The sequence below is a fragment of the Parafilimonas sp. genome (assembly GCF_047606085.1).
GTDB lineage: Bacteria > Bacteroidota > Bacteroidia > Chitinophagales > Chitinophagaceae > Parafilimonas.
In genome coordinates this window covers 1-15,151 of the sequence record NZ_JASGEX010000106.1, presented here as the reverse complement: position 1 = coordinate 15,151, position 15,151 = coordinate 1, and the positions used below count along the sequence as shown (strand labels likewise).

Annotated in this window: 16 protein-coding genes; 4 read left to right on the top strand and 12 right to left on the bottom strand. The window is 42.7% G+C overall.

Features of this window, described 5'->3' with window-relative positions:
* Window positions 1-143: 143 nt before the first annotated feature.
* The 10 genes from QM629_RS09285 to pepT all read right to left on the bottom strand — a co-directional run bounded on the left by QM629_RS09285 (window position 144) and on the right by pepT (window position 10,307).
* Complete coding sequence (locus tag QM629_RS09285) at window positions 144-773, bottom strand: hypothetical protein (protein ID WP_415159463.1); 630 nt, start codon at window positions 771-773, stop codon at window positions 144-146.
* A 3-nt stretch (window positions 774-776) separates the two neighbouring features.
* On the bottom strand, window positions 777-1,910 hold the full coding sequence (locus QM629_RS09280) for a beta-ketoacyl-[acyl-carrier-protein] synthase family protein (RefSeq protein ID WP_415159461.1): 1,134 nt from the start codon (window positions 1,908-1,910) through the stop codon (window positions 777-779).
* Window positions 1,911-2,007: 97 nt separating this feature from the next.
* Window positions 2,008-2,433 carry a 3-hydroxyacyl-ACP dehydratase gene (locus tag QM629_RS09275; protein ID WP_415159459.1) on the bottom strand — a complete coding sequence of 142 codons (426 nt, stop codon included), beginning with the start codon at window positions 2,431-2,433 and terminating at the stop codon, window positions 2,008-2,010.
* A 68-nt stretch (window positions 2,434-2,501) separates the two neighbouring features.
* Window positions 2,502-3,794, bottom strand: coding sequence for a phenylacetate--CoA ligase family protein (locus QM629_RS09270; protein WP_415159457.1), 1,293 nt, complete (start codon window positions 3,792-3,794; stop codon window positions 2,502-2,504).
* 571 nt (window positions 3,795-4,365) lie between these two features.
* Complete coding sequence (locus QM629_RS09265) at window positions 4,366-5,787, bottom strand: ammonium transporter (RefSeq protein ID WP_415159455.1); 1,422 nt, start codon at window positions 5,785-5,787, stop codon at window positions 4,366-4,368.
* A 341-nt stretch (window positions 5,788-6,128) separates the two neighbouring features.
* The gene (locus QM629_RS09260; protein WP_415159453.1) at window positions 6,129-6,515 is read right to left on the bottom strand and encodes a DNA-3-methyladenine glycosylase family protein; all 387 of its coding nucleotides are present in this window, start codon (window positions 6,513-6,515) and stop codon (window positions 6,129-6,131) included.
* Window positions 6,516-6,531: 16 nt separating this feature from the next.
* Window positions 6,532-6,747, bottom strand: coding sequence for a hypothetical protein (locus QM629_RS09255; protein ID WP_415159451.1), 216 nt, complete (start codon window positions 6,745-6,747; stop codon window positions 6,532-6,534).
* A gap of 106 nt (window positions 6,748-6,853) precedes the next feature.
* Window positions 6,854-7,807: a CvpA family protein gene (locus tag QM629_RS09250; RefSeq protein ID WP_415159449.1), complete on the bottom strand. Its 954-nt coding sequence runs from the start codon at window positions 7,805-7,807 to the stop codon at window positions 6,854-6,856.
* A 46-nt stretch (window positions 7,808-7,853) separates the two neighbouring features.
* On the bottom strand, window positions 7,854-8,789 hold the full coding sequence (locus tag QM629_RS09245) for an SPFH domain-containing protein (RefSeq protein ID WP_415159447.1): 936 nt from the start codon (window positions 8,787-8,789) through the stop codon (window positions 7,854-7,856).
* A 267-nt stretch (window positions 8,790-9,056) separates the two neighbouring features.
* Entirely contained in the window at window positions 9,057-10,307 is a 1,251-nt protein-coding gene (gene pepT, locus QM629_RS09240; RefSeq protein ID WP_415159445.1) for a peptidase T, read from the bottom strand.
* A 219-nt stretch (window positions 10,308-10,526) separates the two neighbouring features.
* Between pepT and QM629_RS09235 the strand changes: the two genes are divergently transcribed.
* Window positions 10,527-11,066: a hypothetical protein gene (locus QM629_RS09235; RefSeq protein ID WP_415159443.1), complete on the top strand. Its 540-nt coding sequence runs from the start codon at window positions 10,527-10,529 to the stop codon at window positions 11,064-11,066.
* Window positions 11,067-11,195: 129 nt separating this feature from the next.
* Here the strand turns inward: QM629_RS09235 and QM629_RS09230 are convergent, their stop codons facing one another.
* Entirely contained in the window at window positions 11,196-11,651 is a 456-nt protein-coding gene (locus QM629_RS09230; RefSeq protein ID WP_415159441.1) for an FKBP-type peptidyl-prolyl cis-trans isomerase, read from the bottom strand.
* Between the two features lie 499 nt (window positions 11,652-12,150).
* On the opposite strand from QM629_RS09230, the gene QM629_RS09225 reads away from it, so the two are divergent.
* Both QM629_RS09225 and trmD read left to right on the top strand, forming a co-directional pair.
* Window positions 12,151-12,543, top strand: coding sequence for an RNA-binding S4 domain-containing protein (locus QM629_RS09225; protein ID WP_415159439.1), 393 nt, complete (start codon window positions 12,151-12,153; stop codon window positions 12,541-12,543).
* 42 nt (window positions 12,544-12,585) lie between these two features.
* Window positions 12,586-13,269, top strand: a complete 684-nt coding sequence (gene trmD, locus QM629_RS09220) for a tRNA (guanosine(37)-N1)-methyltransferase TrmD (RefSeq protein WP_415159437.1) — start codon at window positions 12,586-12,588, stop codon at window positions 13,267-13,269.
* A gap of 339 nt (window positions 13,270-13,608) precedes the next feature.
* Here trmD and QM629_RS09215 read toward each other — a convergent pair whose 3' ends face one another.
* Window positions 13,609-14,178, bottom strand: a complete 570-nt coding sequence (locus QM629_RS09215; RefSeq protein WP_415159435.1) for a MarC family protein — start codon at window positions 14,176-14,178, stop codon at window positions 13,609-13,611.
* 75 nt (window positions 14,179-14,253) lie between these two features.
* Between QM629_RS09215 and QM629_RS09210 the strand changes: the two genes are divergently transcribed.
* Window positions 14,254-14,748 (top strand): thioredoxin family protein, encoded by a 495-nt coding sequence (locus QM629_RS09210; RefSeq protein WP_415159433.1) that lies wholly within the window; start codon window positions 14,254-14,256, stop codon window positions 14,746-14,748.
* The last annotated feature ends 403 nt before the right edge of the window (window positions 14,749-15,151 follow it).

Genomic DNA, 15,151 nt, shown 5'->3' with positions numbered 1-15,151 from the left:
TAGCTGTTCGAGTTCTTTTCGTGAATCGTCAATCGTGAAAACTTCGGGATTTGATTACTTTTTGTAACCTGCTTAATTTCTTCTTTTTTATCCTTTTCTAAATTCAATTTTAATTTAAATTATTACGCGCCTGCATTCACGTTTCACGATTGACCATTCACGTTTTCAAACGCCTTATTCATATTCGCCTCCGTAAAAGCAATGGATGATGCGGTTGCATGATCACCCACCAGATACAAGGCCGCCTTATAATCTTCGCCCAACACATCAACCCAGCCGCAAATGCAAAGCTTTAATTTATTATTTGCAAAAAGATCATCTGCATATTCCTTTATAAAAGCGGCATTGAAAGCCCCGAAAATAAAACAGGCATTCTCTCCTTTAAAATTATTACGGATGCAAATTTCTCCGTTTAAAATATTAGGCAGGGTATAAACAAACAAAGCCGGGCTTGCCATTTCAATGGTTTGAAAATATTTTACATCTGCTTCAAGGCTTGAATTAGCGTTGGTTAGCAGCAAACCAATTTCTTCAGGCTTATATTGTTTTACTATCGCTTCCTCTTTCAATAAAACTTCGGAAGCCAGCCAGCCAAGCTTACTTAAATTATCCATCTTGTAAAACTTAGGATAATCCACCTGCAGGTATTTATACAATTGTACCAGAAATGATTGAAAGGTTACATTCTTATCTGAATACACCACTTCACCATTTTTTATTACTGAACCGGCAGCAATAACACAACCTGAAACTATATGTAATGATCTTTTCAAAAATTATTGTTTACTGAAAATAACGGCCGCATTACAACCGCCAAAGCCGGAAGCTGTTTTAATGCAGTTATTAATTCGTTTATATATAATTTCTTTACAAACATGTATAGGTTGCGAAACGCCATGCGCTTTAAAACCCTTTGTTGGCAGAATCGTATTCCGTTGTAAAGACTTAACTGAAATGACAGATTCAACCAGACCGGCTGCGCCTAAAGTATGGCCATAAAAAGCTTTTAAACTGTTTACCGGCTGTGTTGTTAAGCCAGCCAATGCAATAGCTTTGGCTTCCATTTCATCATTATAAACCGTGGCAGTGCCATGCGCCGAAATAAAGCCAATATCTTGTTTTGACAAACCGGCATCGTTCATTGCTGATGCAATGCATTGGTATAATTCATTGCCCGTTCTCGAAGGCCCGGAAATATGGTTGGCATCGTTGCTTACAGCGCCGCTTACCACTTTAATATCATCTGCATTTTTCCTGACTGATGAAAGCACAACAGTTGCAGCCGCTTCACCCAGGTTGATGCCATCGCGGCCGGCATCAAAGGGTTTACATATACCATTGCTTAATGCCTGGAAAGAATTAAATCCTGACAGGATAAATTTGGTAATAACATCAGCCCCCGCAACTACTATATTTTCATATTTGCCAGATTGTATAAGCCGCATGCCTGCTATTATTGCCAGCGAGCCAGAAATGCAGGCATTGGAAACAATTAAAGGCTGGTTCACAAAACCAAAGTGAGCTGCAACCAGTTTGGCAGAAGTGTGCAGCGCAATTCTTTGCTGTAGCTGTTTATCATACACTTCTGTTTCAAGCAGGCTTATATTACCTTTTGTTGTTGATATGATAAGCAATGTTCTGCCATCCTTCACATTAACATCACATTGCTTTAATGCTTCGCTTATTGAAGCTATCAGCAGGCTTTCAAATTTTGTATAATTTCCGTTATCAACATATTGATCAAATGAAAAACCATTATCAAACAAAGCGGCATAAAAAGGTTCGGCAGCAAACGCATTATTGTGTTTTTTCACCGCAGAAATATCATGAACAAGCGCATCAAAATTTTCTTTTGTTGCGCCGCCCAAAGGAGAAAAAATATTATCTGCAATAATAAAAACGTCTTTCATGGCCTGTATGCCCTGTCTTGTTCAAAAGTTCGCAGGTTCACCTGTTCACGGTTGTATTCCTTATTCCTGCATTTCAACTAATCAATCATCAACTTCCTTACATTAATAAGTTCTGTTCAATAAATATCCGCATTTCGCATTGTGCAACCAGGGCATCATTCCATACAATCTTACCTGTTATCAATTGCATATTCATAACATGGCCGGTGGTTACAATTTCAGTTATAAGCTCACTGTTTATGGCCGGTAAAAAAAACACTTCGAAATTTTTAACAGCGGCAATATAACCAAGCGGGGCCGGCCTGTTTTGCTGCAGGGCATTATGGCCTGCACCGGCGGCAGCCGTTTGCGCAATATTTTCAAGCAGCCCTGCTTCTGCAAAAAAGCCGCCTTCATTAAAAACATTATCAGCCTTTGGCGCAAACAATGTGCGTGCCACCGTGTTGTCAACATACAGTAATGCATCAATCATTACAAACGGCGCACGCTGCGGAATAAATGGCAATATGTCTTTCGTAATCATTATTACAGGTTATGATGCACCAGGTGCATAAAGTGTTAAACGGCCGGCACGAATATAAACCGTGATTCTTATTTCCGCTTATCTATAAATTTTATTGGCTTGCGGCTGGCTTCGTGAAACTGTATTTCCTTAATGGCTTCTTCAGAAACATAATGTATGAAAGGGCTAACACGAAGTTTAGCCTGTATATAAGACCGTATCCTGTGATAGCTTTCCGCGCTTTCATCTGCCGTATGTATGTATAGCAATACTTCATCCAAACCAACTTCATTGGTTGAAACTTCCACCACGTAATCATGCACTTCCTCTATTTCATTCAGCAAATCAAATAAGGCTGCAGGATAGAGTGTTGTGCCTTTAAATTTTATCATTTGCTTTTTGCGGCCCAGCAGCGGCGATAAACGCAAGGTGTTTCTGCCGCAGGAACAGGGCTCATCAAAATACATACATACATCGCCGGTTTTATAACGCAGCAATGGCATGCCTTCTACGCCGAGCGTTGTTATGGTTACTTCACCTTCTGTATGGGCAGGCACGGGCTTATTGTTTTCATCCAATAACTCAACAATTATTAATTCCGGCTGAAGGTGGCCGCCTTTGCCTGCACTGCATTCTGTAAATGCTGTTTGCATTTCTGTAGATGCATAAGTTGAATACAATTGTATGTTCCATGCTTCCGTAATTTTTTTACCAAGAATATTGAGTGAACAACCGGCGTTGCGAATATTTTCTCCAATGCAAACCGCCTTCTTTACAGATGTGCTGTTTATATCAATATGATGCTGGCCTGCGTGCTGGATAAGCTTAAGTATGAATGATGGCACAGCAACAATAATTGTGGGCTCATACCTGGCAATGCATTCCCACTGCAAGGCAGGAACACCGGGGCCAACACGAATAATTTTGCCGCCCATTTTGCGAATGCCTGAATAATAGGCGATGCCTGCCATAAACTGCCTGTCGAGCGTAAGCATGAGCTGATAAATATCTTTGGCAGTACCATCTGCTGTTATAAAAGCGTTGTATTCGTTATAAGCAAGCCGTTGCAGGTCGTTTTCTGTAAGCGCTATTGAAACCGGGCTTCCCAAAGTGCCGGAGGTGGCTGTATATTCAATTATCCTATGCTTATCCACGCACAAAAAATCCGCATTGTTTGTTTGCAGGTCATCTTTTGTTGTTATGGGGAGTTTGATTAAATCCGCCAGCGTTTTTACAGCGCTTATATCAATTGAATGCTGTACAAATAATTTTTTATAAAAAGGCGAATGGGTGTTCAGGTATTGAATAAGCTGTTGCAGTTTTTTTTCCTGTAGTTTTTTAATTTCATCCTTTGGCTTATACGGTACCGGCGTCTCCTTCATATTATTGGCTGTAATTCAGGCTGGTGTTGCAGCCCTGTGGCAAAGAAACCGAATTTTAAACTATTGCCAAAGCGGTGGAAATAACAAGACTGCATTTCAATTTTTTGCAGGCAGGTGAGGTACGATCCGCCAGTAGAGCCCTGCCGGTCGTGTGTCCTCCACAATAGCCGTCAACTTAGGAGAAACACGATTAATAAAAGACCCCGAATGGGGTTTAATTTAAATAGCCATCGGTGCAACCGGTGGGCAAATGAAACGGTTTTGATATTGAACCCGCTGCGGCGGGTTCAACAAAAACTTCGACATTTTTACCGTGAGTTTCGCTCACGGCTATTCAAAATTCAAGCCCTTTGGGCTTAAGTTGACGGCTATGTGTCTCCACCGAACGGAAAACTGTGCGAAGATCGAAAAATTGAAATGCGCCCAAATAACAACATGCGCCTTTATAGGTTTGCGTACAAACGCCGTTTTGCGGCATTGCCAAATAAGAAACCATACAACAGGTAACCTGCTGTATGGTTTCTTTGTTTTTTCAAGGTTTAACCCTGCATTACTAACCCATACAGAGAGTTTATTTAACTCTCTGGATATCTTCTGCATCCACCAATATTTCTTCGCTGTGCCCGTTGCCGTTGCCATTGGTTGTTTGCACAACAAGGCTGCCCTGGAAGTATTTTTCGTTATGCTGGGTAGCATCTAAGCCAAGCAGTTCATCTTCGGCACTAACACGCAAAGGCAAAATAAAATTGATGAATTTAAATATGAGGAAGGACACGGTAAAACTGTATGCAACAACAATCACCAGGGCTTTAACCTGTGTAAAGAAGAAAGCGGCATTGCCGTACAACAGGCCATCCGAACCGGCTCCATTCACTGTTTTCGTGGCAAAGATGCCGGTCATCAGCATACCCACCATGCCGCCAAGCCCATGGCAGGGAAATACATCCAGCGTATCATCCAGTCTTGTTTTGGCCCGCATCTGTACTGCTGTGCTTGAAATAATGGCGGCAATAAAGCCGATAAATATGCTTTGGGGTATAGCTACAAAGCCAGCCGCCGGCGTAATGGCTACCAGGCCAACAACGGCGCCCACACAAAAACCAACAACGGATGGCTTTCTGCCTTTAGCCACATCAAACAGCATCCAGGTTAAGCCGGCCGCAGCAGCAGCCGTATTAGTAGTTGCAAATGCAGAAACGGCAAGTGAATTGGCGCTTAATGCAGAACCGGCATTAAAGCCAAACCAGCCAAACCAGAGCAAACCCGTTCCCATTAAAACATAAGGAATATTTGCCGGCGGTATTTCTTTATGTTCCTTGCGCACCTGCCTTTGTTTTAAAACAAGGGCGCCGGCAAGTGCTGCACAACCTGCTGAAATATGCACCACCGTGCCGCCTGCGAAATCAAGGGCGCCCATTTTAAAAAGGAAGCCTTCCGGGTTCCACGTCCAGTGCGCAATAGGTGCATATACCAGCAAGCTGAACAATACGATAAATAAAATATAAGATGTAAAACGAATACGCTCTGCCACCGCACCTACTACAAGGCCGGGTGTGATAATAGCGAACATTAACTGGAAAGTGGCAAATAAGGTTAATGGTATGGTTGGTGCAAGGCTCCAGGGTTCGCCGGAGTTTACGCCTTTAAAAAAGAAATTGGAAGAGGGATCGCCAATAAAACCACCGATTGATTTGCCAAAGCAAAGGCCATATTCAACAAATATCCATAAAACAGTAACCACGCCCGCCGCCACTACACTTTTGATCATAGTGGAAATTACGTTTTTGCGATGCACCATGCCGCCATAAAAAAAGGCCAGGCCAGGCGTCATTAAAAATACAAGCGCTGTGGCTACAAGCATCCATGCAATGTCTGCAAAATTATATGTGCTGCTGTCAGCAAAATCAAGTGCAGACGGAACAAAAATTGAACCGGCTGCAATAAGAATAAGCACTGCAAAAGGAGCAATTTCTTTAATAGTTGATTTTGGCATCTAACAAATTTTGAAAAATAATAATATAAATAATCAGATGCAAATTACTAATATTAATTTATTAATTAAGTTTTTTAATTGTATTAAAAATTTCAATAATTAATTTAATAAGAACATAGTTTTGAGTTCTGCAACACCGATTTTATATTGTATGAAAATTTATTAGAGAAAGGAAAGCAACCTATATATCTATTAAATTTCGCCTGGGCGCTGCTTAATAGGAATAGGAAGGCCCACTTGTCAGGCCGGTTGTATTAAACAGATTATGACAATAACGATATAGGACCCTGTGTTTCCAATTCACCCTCGTTAGAAAATCCGGCCGGATTGCATTTGTGGCATCACGTTTTTTCCACCACAGGCGCATTGTCTTTTAAATGCCAGCAATACAAACAGCCATACGTTCTGTAGGGCGACCATTTGGCAGATATCTTCAGCAGCCTTTCCCGCAGTTGTTTCTTATCGAGATTTTGCAGTTTATACATGCTGATCATAGCGCTTTGCACGCCATAATCATCAATAGAAAAAACATCTTCGCGGCCAAGTGCAAACATTAAAAGCATTTCAACCGTCCATTTGCCCACGCCTTTTATTTGGGTAAGCAGGGCAATAATATCATCATTGCTCATGGCATGCAGCTTCTTATCGGTTATTGTATGCTCAATACAAAAGGCCACCACATTTTTTACATAACTTACTTTGGCATTGGATAAGCCGGTGGCCCGCAATATTTCATTGGGCGTATTAAATTATCTGCTGCGGCTTTGGCGGCTTGTGGTTATACAGGGCAAGAAAACGCTCATAAATAACATCTGCCACTTTTGCGCTCAACTGCTGGCTCATAATGCTGCCAATGAGCTGCAATGGTATGTTTTTATGCGGCCGTATGCGCTCATGCACGGGGCCATTTATAAACAGGGCCAGCTTTTTGTCTTTCTTTAAATGTTCAATGTATTCCATAATTGCCGAATAAAGATAGGTTGCTGAAGGGAGTGACACAAGGAACGATGCCATTCATTCATTTGCCGGCTGCATAATAATAAAAATAACCGAAGGTTATATGCAATCAGTTCCTGAACTCCTGCGAAACCATGATGCCATACGGGCCGCCGTCGAGAATGCCGATGCCAACCCTGCCAAACCCCGGGCGCAATATATTTTCACGGTGGCCTTTTGAATGCATTAATCCCTGGTGCGCCAGTGCAAGCGTTTGTGCAAGGGCCAGGTTTTCTCCGGCAAGCGTAAAGCGCACATTTGCCTGGCGCATACGGTCAAAAGGCGTATTGCCTTCGGGCGTAAGATGGGCAAAGTAACCCCGCCTGAACATATCGGCAGCGTGCATCAGCGCCACTTTTCGCATGGCGGTATCGGCCAACAGCAGGGGCAATTTCCTTTTACGCCTTTCTGCATTTACCATTTCCAGCATTTGCATTTCAAGATCGGTACGTTCGTTAAAGTCCTTCACTTTAAAAGGCAGTTTTACAATCTCGTTGCTTTCCGGCTCAATGGTCAGCCTGTTCATGCTGCGGTCAACCGCCTTATCAAAAACAGGGGATAATTTTTCATTCAGCCATTCGGCGGGCATCACAAAATTAGCAGCCACCACGCTGCTGCGCGCATCTTCGGAAATACCTTTTGAAACAGGCAGCGCAAACAGCAATGCCGCCGTTATGGATGCGAAGATCAGTCCATTTATAAAGCCCGGTATCATGCCCGCCGCATGGTTGAGCGGCGCGCGGTGCATGCGCGCCATTGCATGCAGGATGGCATTAATAATAAACGACAGGAATAACCGTATTACAAATATGGAAAGAATAAGTGCAAGCGGGGCATTCCAGGCGCCAAGAGAGGGAATATGCCTTTCAAAGATCATTAAAAGGAAAGGATAAAATATATATCCAAAACAAATACCTGCTGCCCAGCCAAGCAATTCAAGGCTGCCGGCTAAAAAACCGCGTTGCCAGCCCAGCCATACGGAAAGCAGCATAATTATAATCAGCGAGCCATCAATCCAATTCATCGCGCCAGCATAAGCAAAAACTATGCTACCGGCATTAAAAGATTTGTTATGAGTTGCTGCGTGCCTGCGGGCTCATTTTCAGCATGGCCATTAGCTGCTGCATGGTTTTCTGCATACCTTCGGTGCTGCCATCCAGAAATATCACATTGCCTTTGCCGTATTCTGCAAAGTTTTTAATGGCTTCCGTCCACATGCTGAATAAAATAACATTGGTATCAAGATTAGCCTGCTTCATTTGTTCGGCAGCCTGGCTCATGCCCCGCGCTACTTCTTCCCGAAACAAGGCAACGCCCTGGCCGCGCAAACGGGCCGCTTCGCGTTCTGCTTCCGCGGCAATTTTTATGGCATTGCCTTCCGCTTCGGCGCCTTTTGTTTTAGTGATAAGCAAAGCCTGGCCTTCGTTTTCCGCAGCCGCTTTCAGGTTATTGCTGGCAACTACCTTGCTCATGCTTTCCATAATGGCTTTATCAAAAGTGATGTCGTTTATCTGGAGGTCGAGCAAATGATAGCCCCAGTCTTCCAGCACATGATCCACCTCGAACTTTACTGATTCTACCAGGTCTTTTCGCAAACCCAAAATTTCACTTTGCTTTTTTGTAGCCACATAAGAACGTATGTTACCTTCTATGGTGCGCACCAATGCCTGCATTAAATCTTTATCGCTTATAAATTTAAAAGCCACTTTTTTTATGGTTTCTTCTTCTGCGTTCATTACCGCATACAGCAGCATGCTTTTAAAATAAACATTGGCCTGGTCTTGCGTTACTGCCTGGAACTCCAGTTCCACAGAACGGTTTTGAATGCTGATGCGGCGGTATATCTGTTCCAGTATGGGTATTTTAAAATTAAGGCCGGGCCTGAGTATGCGCTGGTATTTTCCAAACATGGTTATTACGGCAATGGTGGCCTGGTTAACGGTTACCAGCCCGCTGAAAACGATAAAGAGCAAAACGATCAGCCACCAGTAGTGAAGTATTTCCATAAGTATTTATTTAATGGGGAAAGGTAATAATTTAAAGTTTTACAAGTTCATGGGCCGCTTGTGCACAGGTTGTTTAAGCAATGTATGTTCAATGTTGTTGATTTAAGAAAATACGCAATATTCAACAAAATAATACGCAATGTTCAATTGTAAAGCCCCTGCAAATTGAGTATTCCTGCCCGATTGATTCGGTCAGGCGGGGATTATTGTATATTTCAAAATTCAAACCTTAAGTAAACGCATTGAATGTATGTTTATAAATATGCATTACTTGTTTTCTTCCCAAACCTGCACCAGGTTCACCAGCACTTCAACAGCTTTTTCCATATCCTTTACGCCAACCCATTCATGTTTGCTGTGTATAGCCTGCATGCCGGTAAATAAATTCGGGCAGGGCAAGCCCATAAAGCTCAGGCGGCTGCCATCTGTGCCGCCGCGTATAGGCTCATTTTCTATTTTTAAACCGGCGCGTTTATAAGCCTGTTTTGCATACGCCACAACTTTTGGATAATGATCCAAAACCTCCTTCATATTGCGGTATTGTTCCGTTATTTTAAATTCCATGGTGGCTTTCTTTGAATATTTTTTCAAAACTTTTTCAGCAATGGATTGCAGGCGTTCTTCATAATTCTTAAGCGCAAGTGTATCAAAATCGCGGACAATAAAATCAATCGTTGCTTTTTCTGCTATTCCGTTTATAGCAACCGGATGCACAAAACCTTTGCGCTTTGAAGTGGTTTCAGGGCTCCATTCATCCTTAGGCAAAGCATCTATAATAGCGCCTGCAATTTTTATGGCATTCACTAATTTATTCCTGGCATAGCCGGGATGTGCAATCACGCCATGAATGGTTATGCGCACAGCATCTGCGCTGAATGTTTCATCTTCCAGCGTGCCGGCTTCACCGCCATCTAAAGTGTAAGCATAATCAGCGCCCACTTTTTTAAGGTCAAGCATGGCAGTGCCCTGCCCCACTTCTTCATCAGGCGTAAATAAAATTTTTATTTCACCGTGTTTTATTTCAGGATGCGTAACAAGATAATTCGCCATATCCATAATAATAGCAACGCCACTTTTATCATCTGCACCCAGCAGGGTTAAACCGCTTGCTGTTATTATATCATGGCCTTTGTGCTCTTTTAAATAAGGATAATCTTTTTTTGAAATAACCTGTGTGGTATCATCGGGCAACACAATATCTTTTCCGTCATAATCTTTATGCAGTATGGGCTTTACGTTTGTGCCGCTGCAATCAGGCGCCGTATCAATATGGCTGCAGAAACAAACAACCGGCACTTTTTTATCTGCATTGGAAGGAATGGTTGCATACATATAGGCATACTTATCAGCATAAACATCTTTCAGCCCAAGCGCTTTCAGCTCTTCGGCAAGCAGGTTGCTTAATTGTTTTTGTTTCTCTGTTGAAGGATGTTTGCCGCTTTCGGGGTCGCTTTGTGTATCTATCGTTACATAACGCATAAATCTTTCAGCAACGGTGTGCTCATAGCCTTTAATCATATTTAATAATTGAGCAACAAATAAACGGTTTCTGCCAATTATTTCGGCACAAAAAATTTAATGCCTAACTTTCATTAAACAAACAACAGCAACCATGAAAATATTTACCGGCTCTATAGTTGGCGGCCTCATCATTTTTATCTGGCAGTTTCATTCGTGCATATTTGTTTTTTCAATGGTCTCATGCCTGTCCCGAACTTGCTTCGGGAGAACCTCGCTATGCACATTCCCCTCCCGAAGCAGGTTCGGGACAGGTTGTGTGAGAAAAATTATCATGCTCGGTTTCTTTCGTGGACTGTGCTTAATCTTCATGAACCTGCACAGCAGTACACGCCAAAACAGGATAGCATACTGGCTTATTTAAATACGCAGCTTGACTCCGGCGGAGGTTACCTTATGCCTAACCTGGCTAAAAATGCATCGAAGGTTGACAGGAAAAAGTTTCAGGAAGATGCTATGAATAAACCCTGGGCGCAGATCGCCTGCCATAAAAGCTATAATGCAGGCATGGGCGTCAACATAGCAAAGGCGCTCATCACCGATATTATCATCGTTTTATTTTTCTGCTGGATAATTTCAGGATTTACAGCCAATAGCTTTGGCAAAACTTTCCTTGCAGCCTTATTAACGGCATTGATTATCTCCCTCTATTCAAATTATGTCATCCACATCTGGTACCAGGCTTTCGACCTGGAAGCGAATGTTACAGATAACCTTGTTAGCTGGGGCATAACGGCATCTGGCTTGGCTGGTGGCTGAACAGGAAGAAGGCATAATGCCGGTTTTTTAATTAATGACTGCCGGCATTGATAAAGTATGATAATTGAGGCCGGCCTGCACTTAATAAACAATCAATTTTTCAGGGCGTGTTCTAAACGCATCAAAAAATCAAGGCGCAATAATCAGCGGGCTTTTGCCTTTTATGTCAACGAGCTCAAGATCAAACACAAGTTCCTCCCCGGCAAGCGGATGATTGGCATCGAGCGTAATGGATTCTTCACTAATCGCCGTAATCACAACAGGTAATTCCTGGCCGTTTTCGCCGTGCATCTGCAAGGTCATTCCCACTTCAGGTGTAATATCAGGCGGAAAATTTTTAACAGGAAATTCAATCACCATTTCTTCCTGCCTGGGGCCGTAAGCTTCTTCAGCCGGTATGGAAATGGTTTTTTTATCGCCTACAGCCATGCCGGCTACGCCATCGTCAAAACCTTTTATAACCATGCCGCTGCCCACTTCAAATTCAAGCGGCTGGCGGTCTGCGCTGCTGTCGAATGTAGTACCATCTGTAAGGCGGCCATGATAATGCACTTTTACCTTGTCGCCTTTTTTTGCCTGTTGCATAAAATAAATTTTATAATGAATAATAATGTATCAATCAAATTGTGTGCGGGACTATTAAGATAGGCCGGCGGCAAATGTATTGTTTAATAATTATGCGGGAGGAGAATTTAAGCGCCGCTTGTTTTATTTTAGCAAACCGTTCAACTTAGGGTGCATTTCGATTTTTCGATCTTCGCACGGTTTCCCGGTCGGCGGAGACACACGACCGGCAGGGGTCTACAGGCGGAATGTCCTCATCCGCCTGCGAAAAATTGAAATACACCCTCAACTTATCTATTGATGAAACGCCCATGTAAAATTTTTCACACAACGGGTAATGTACATCAGGGTGTTCCATGAGGCCATTGAAAAAAACAAACTTGTACGAATGAAACCGAGCATGATAATTTTTTCTCACACAACCTGTCCCGAACCAGCTTCGGGAGGAAATGTACATAGCGAGGTTCCCTGTCTGCCGGACAGGCAGGCATGAGACCATTGAAAAATCAAACTTGTACGAATGAAAGAAGAAAAAGAAAAGCTAAGGCTTGATAAATACTTGTGGAGCATCCGCATTTTTAAAACAAGGGCGCAGGCTGCTGAGGCCTGTGAGAAAGGCCGTGTAAAGCTGAATGACATGCCGGCAAAAGCTTCAAAAAATGTAAATATTGGCGATAAATATGCAATTAAAACAGAAGACAGGAAATGGCTGGTGCAGGTGAGCGGCCTGCTTGATCATCGCGTACAATACAGCGAAGCCATCCAATATTATATTGACCTTACGCCGGAAGAAGAAAGAGAAAAAATACAAATGCAGCCAGCCAGTTTTTACACAGGTAAGCGCCTGAGCAAAACAGGAAGGCCTACCAAAAAACAAAGGCGCGACCTTGATGAATTTACAGGCGAAATATAATTACACTTTATGGCCGCTTTGCAGCGGTTTATATTTGCCTTTATGAAGATTGATATTCTTACCGTGTTACCGGAGTTACTGGAAAGCCCGTTAAGCCACAGCATCATGAAAAGGGCGCAGGAGAAAAACCTGCTTACGGTGCGGCTGTTTAATTTGCGCAAATGGGCGGTGAATGATTATGGCCAGGTGGACGATTATCAATACGGCGGCGGCGCAGGCATGGTAATGATGTGCGGGCCTTTGGCCAATGCCATTGATGAACTGAAGCAGGAAACAAATTATGATGAGGTCATCTACATGACGCCCGATGCGGAAGTATTCAATCAAAAAATGGCCAACCGGCTTTCGCTGAAAGAGAACCTGCTTATTATATGCGGTCATTATAAAGGCATTGACCAGCGCATACGCGATAACTATATAACCAAAGAAATCTCTGTTGGCGATTTTGTTTTAAGCGGCGGCGAAATTGCGGCTGCTATTATTGTTGATGCCGTGGGCAGGTTAATTCCCGGTGTATTAAATGATGAAACTTCTGCGCTGTTTGATTCTTTCCAGGATGATTTATTAGCGCCGCCGGTTTATACGAGGCCGGCCAAATTCAGGAATTGGGAAGTGCCTGAAGTTTTATTAAGCGGCGACCCTAAAAAAATAGAAGCCTGGCGCCATGAAAAAGCGGTGGCGCTTACGAAGCTGAAAAGGCCGGGGCTGTTGGGAGATGAAGAATAGTTAAAGCCGCAACTTTAAATGCTCGATATTTAATGTCGTTTACTTAAAGTTTACAAGTTCACGGGTTCACCTGTTCACGCGTTGTTTATAGTGCGCAAGGGATAAATTAGTGAATAATATTTTCTTTGTCAGACCTCACCCCCTAACCCCTCCCGAATGGCCGGGACAAGTTCTCCAAAGGAGAGGGGAGCTAAAACCGAACAACACAAAATCACTTTCTTACACCTTGCAGCGTATAGCAAGTTGTTTCTTCTAACCAGTAATAAGAATAGCAAATTAAATAACCTAAAGCCAGAAGCTGATAGCTCACAGCCTTTATTTTCACGGGGGGCTTATCATCTATTTCCCAAATGCCTGCAGGCTGGTGCTGAAAATTTTCACGGCAATGGCCAGCAATATCACGCCAAAAAATTTGCGTACAGCAACCAGGCCGGCCTTACCTAAAATTCTTTCAAGCCATTTTAATAAATGCAGGGCTATAAAAATGATCACAAGGTTTATTAATATGCCAATAAGAATATAATTATCATCAAAGTTGGCTTTAAGCGACATGATGGTGGTAAGCGTTCCGGTGCCGGCGATGAGTGGAAATGCAATGGGCACCAGCGTGCCGCTTGAGCCCGGTTCTTCCTTAAAAATATCAAGGCCCAATACCATTTCAAGCCCCACCAGAAACATAACGATTGAACCACCCACGGCAAAAGAATGCACATCGAGGTTCATTATTTTTAAAATGGGACGGCCTGCATATAAAAACAGCACCATTAAAATACCGCTGGCCAGGGTAACTTTCCACGAATTGATGTCGCCGGTTTTATTTTTCTGCGCAATTAATACAGGTATGGAGCCGATAATATCAATTACGGCAAACAGTGTAAACGTTACAGTGAGTATTTTGTTGATATCCATACAGCGGTTTATGCAAAATTAATCTCGTTTGCAGATATAAGGATGAATACATTTGCATCACATTAAATTAATAAAATGAAAGGGATATTGATTATACTAAGCGTATTTATTTTTTTACAGGCAAAATCCCAGAGCGCAGATACGGCGCACTTATACAACCCGGAAGCTGATGCGGAAAAAGAAATTGCAGCCGCCGTAAAACAAGCCAAAGCGGAACACAAATTCGTATTGATACAGGGTGGCGGCAACTGGTGCAGCTGGTGCAAACGCTTCAGCATAACAGTGGCCGGCGATGCAGCCCTGGATTCAATAGTAAAAGCCAACTTCATAGTGTACCATCTTAATTACAGTGAAGAAAATAAGAATCAAAAACTGTTTGCCAGGTATGGTTACCCGCAGCGCTTCGGCTTTCCTGTTTTTATAATTCTTGATGAAAACGGCAACCGCATTCATACGCAAAACTCCGCCTATCTTGAAGAAGGCAAAGGCTATAACAAAGAAAAGATTGCTGAGTTTTTCAGAGACTGGCGCCCGGCGGCGTTAGATCCCAAAAATTATACAGCGAAATAAAAGTTTATTTAAAGTTCAAAAAGTTCACGGGTTCACCTGTTCACACGTTGTTTAAATGAGGCAATCGTAAATTAAATAACGTAAAGTCAGATGCTCGTGGCTCATAGCTCATAGCTCACAGCCTGAAGCTTGCAACGTTTATTTTAAAGTTCACAAGTTCACAGGTTAGCTTACACCATTTCAAAATCGCAGAACCAAAAACCGTATTTCCGCTTTACCTCATCCACGTTGCTGAGCCTTGAAATTTCGTATTGTTTATTATTGTTGCCCGACTAAATAATTTAAAATCTTGTATTTCAATGTTTGACCTCACCCCAACCCCTCCCGAATGGTCGGGACAAGTTCTCCAAAGGAGAGGGGCCAGAACCCGCTCTGGCAAATGGTTTCAAGAGATTCGATAATT

Excerpts from the sequence above, each read along its gene's own strand:
- trmD (WP_415159437.1), top strand. The coding sequence starts at position 12,586 with ATGAAGATTGATATTCTTACCGTGTTACCGGAGTTACTGGAAAGCCCG.
- QM629_RS09210 (WP_415159433.1), top strand. The coding sequence starts at position 14,254 with ATGAAAGGGATATTGATTATACTAAGCGTATTTATTTTTTTACAGGCA.
- QM629_RS09235 (WP_415159443.1), top strand. The coding sequence starts at position 10,527 with ATGCACATTCCCCTCCCGAAGCAGGTTCGGGACAGGTTGTGTGAGAAA.
- QM629_RS09225 (WP_415159439.1), top strand. The coding sequence starts at position 12,151 with ATGAAAGAAGAAAAAGAAAAGCTAAGGCTTGATAAATACTTGTGGAGC.
- QM629_RS09245 (WP_415159447.1), bottom strand. The coding sequence starts at position 8,789 with ATGGAAATACTTCACTACTGGTGGCTGATCGTTTTGCTCTTTATCGTT.
- QM629_RS09280 (WP_415159461.1), bottom strand. The coding sequence starts at position 1,910 with ATGAAAGACGTTTTTATTATTGCAGATAATATTTTTTCTCCTTTGGGC.
- QM629_RS09270 (WP_415159457.1), bottom strand. The coding sequence starts at position 3,794 with ATGAAGGAGACGCCGGTACCGTATAAGCCAAAGGATGAAATTAAAAAA.
- QM629_RS09230 (WP_415159441.1), bottom strand. The coding sequence starts at position 11,651 with ATGCAACAGGCAAAAAAAGGCGACAAGGTAAAAGTGCATTATCATGGC.
- QM629_RS09215 (WP_415159435.1), bottom strand. The coding sequence starts at position 14,178 with ATGGATATCAACAAAATACTCACTGTAACGTTTACACTGTTTGCCGTA.
- QM629_RS09255 (WP_415159451.1), bottom strand. The coding sequence starts at position 6,747 with ATGGAATACATTGAACATTTAAAGAAAGACAAAAAGCTGGCCCTGTTT.
- QM629_RS09250 (WP_415159449.1), bottom strand. The coding sequence starts at position 7,807 with ATGAATTGGATTGATGGCTCGCTGATTATAATTATGCTGCTTTCCGTA.
- QM629_RS09275 (WP_415159459.1), bottom strand. The coding sequence starts at position 2,433 with ATGATTACGAAAGACATATTGCCATTTATTCCGCAGCGTGCGCCGTTT.
- QM629_RS09265 (WP_415159455.1), bottom strand. The coding sequence starts at position 5,787 with ATGCCAAAATCAACTATTAAAGAAATTGCTCCTTTTGCAGTGCTTATT.
- pepT (WP_415159445.1), bottom strand. The coding sequence starts at position 10,307 with ATGATTAAAGGCTATGAGCACACCGTTGCTGAAAGATTTATGCGTTAT.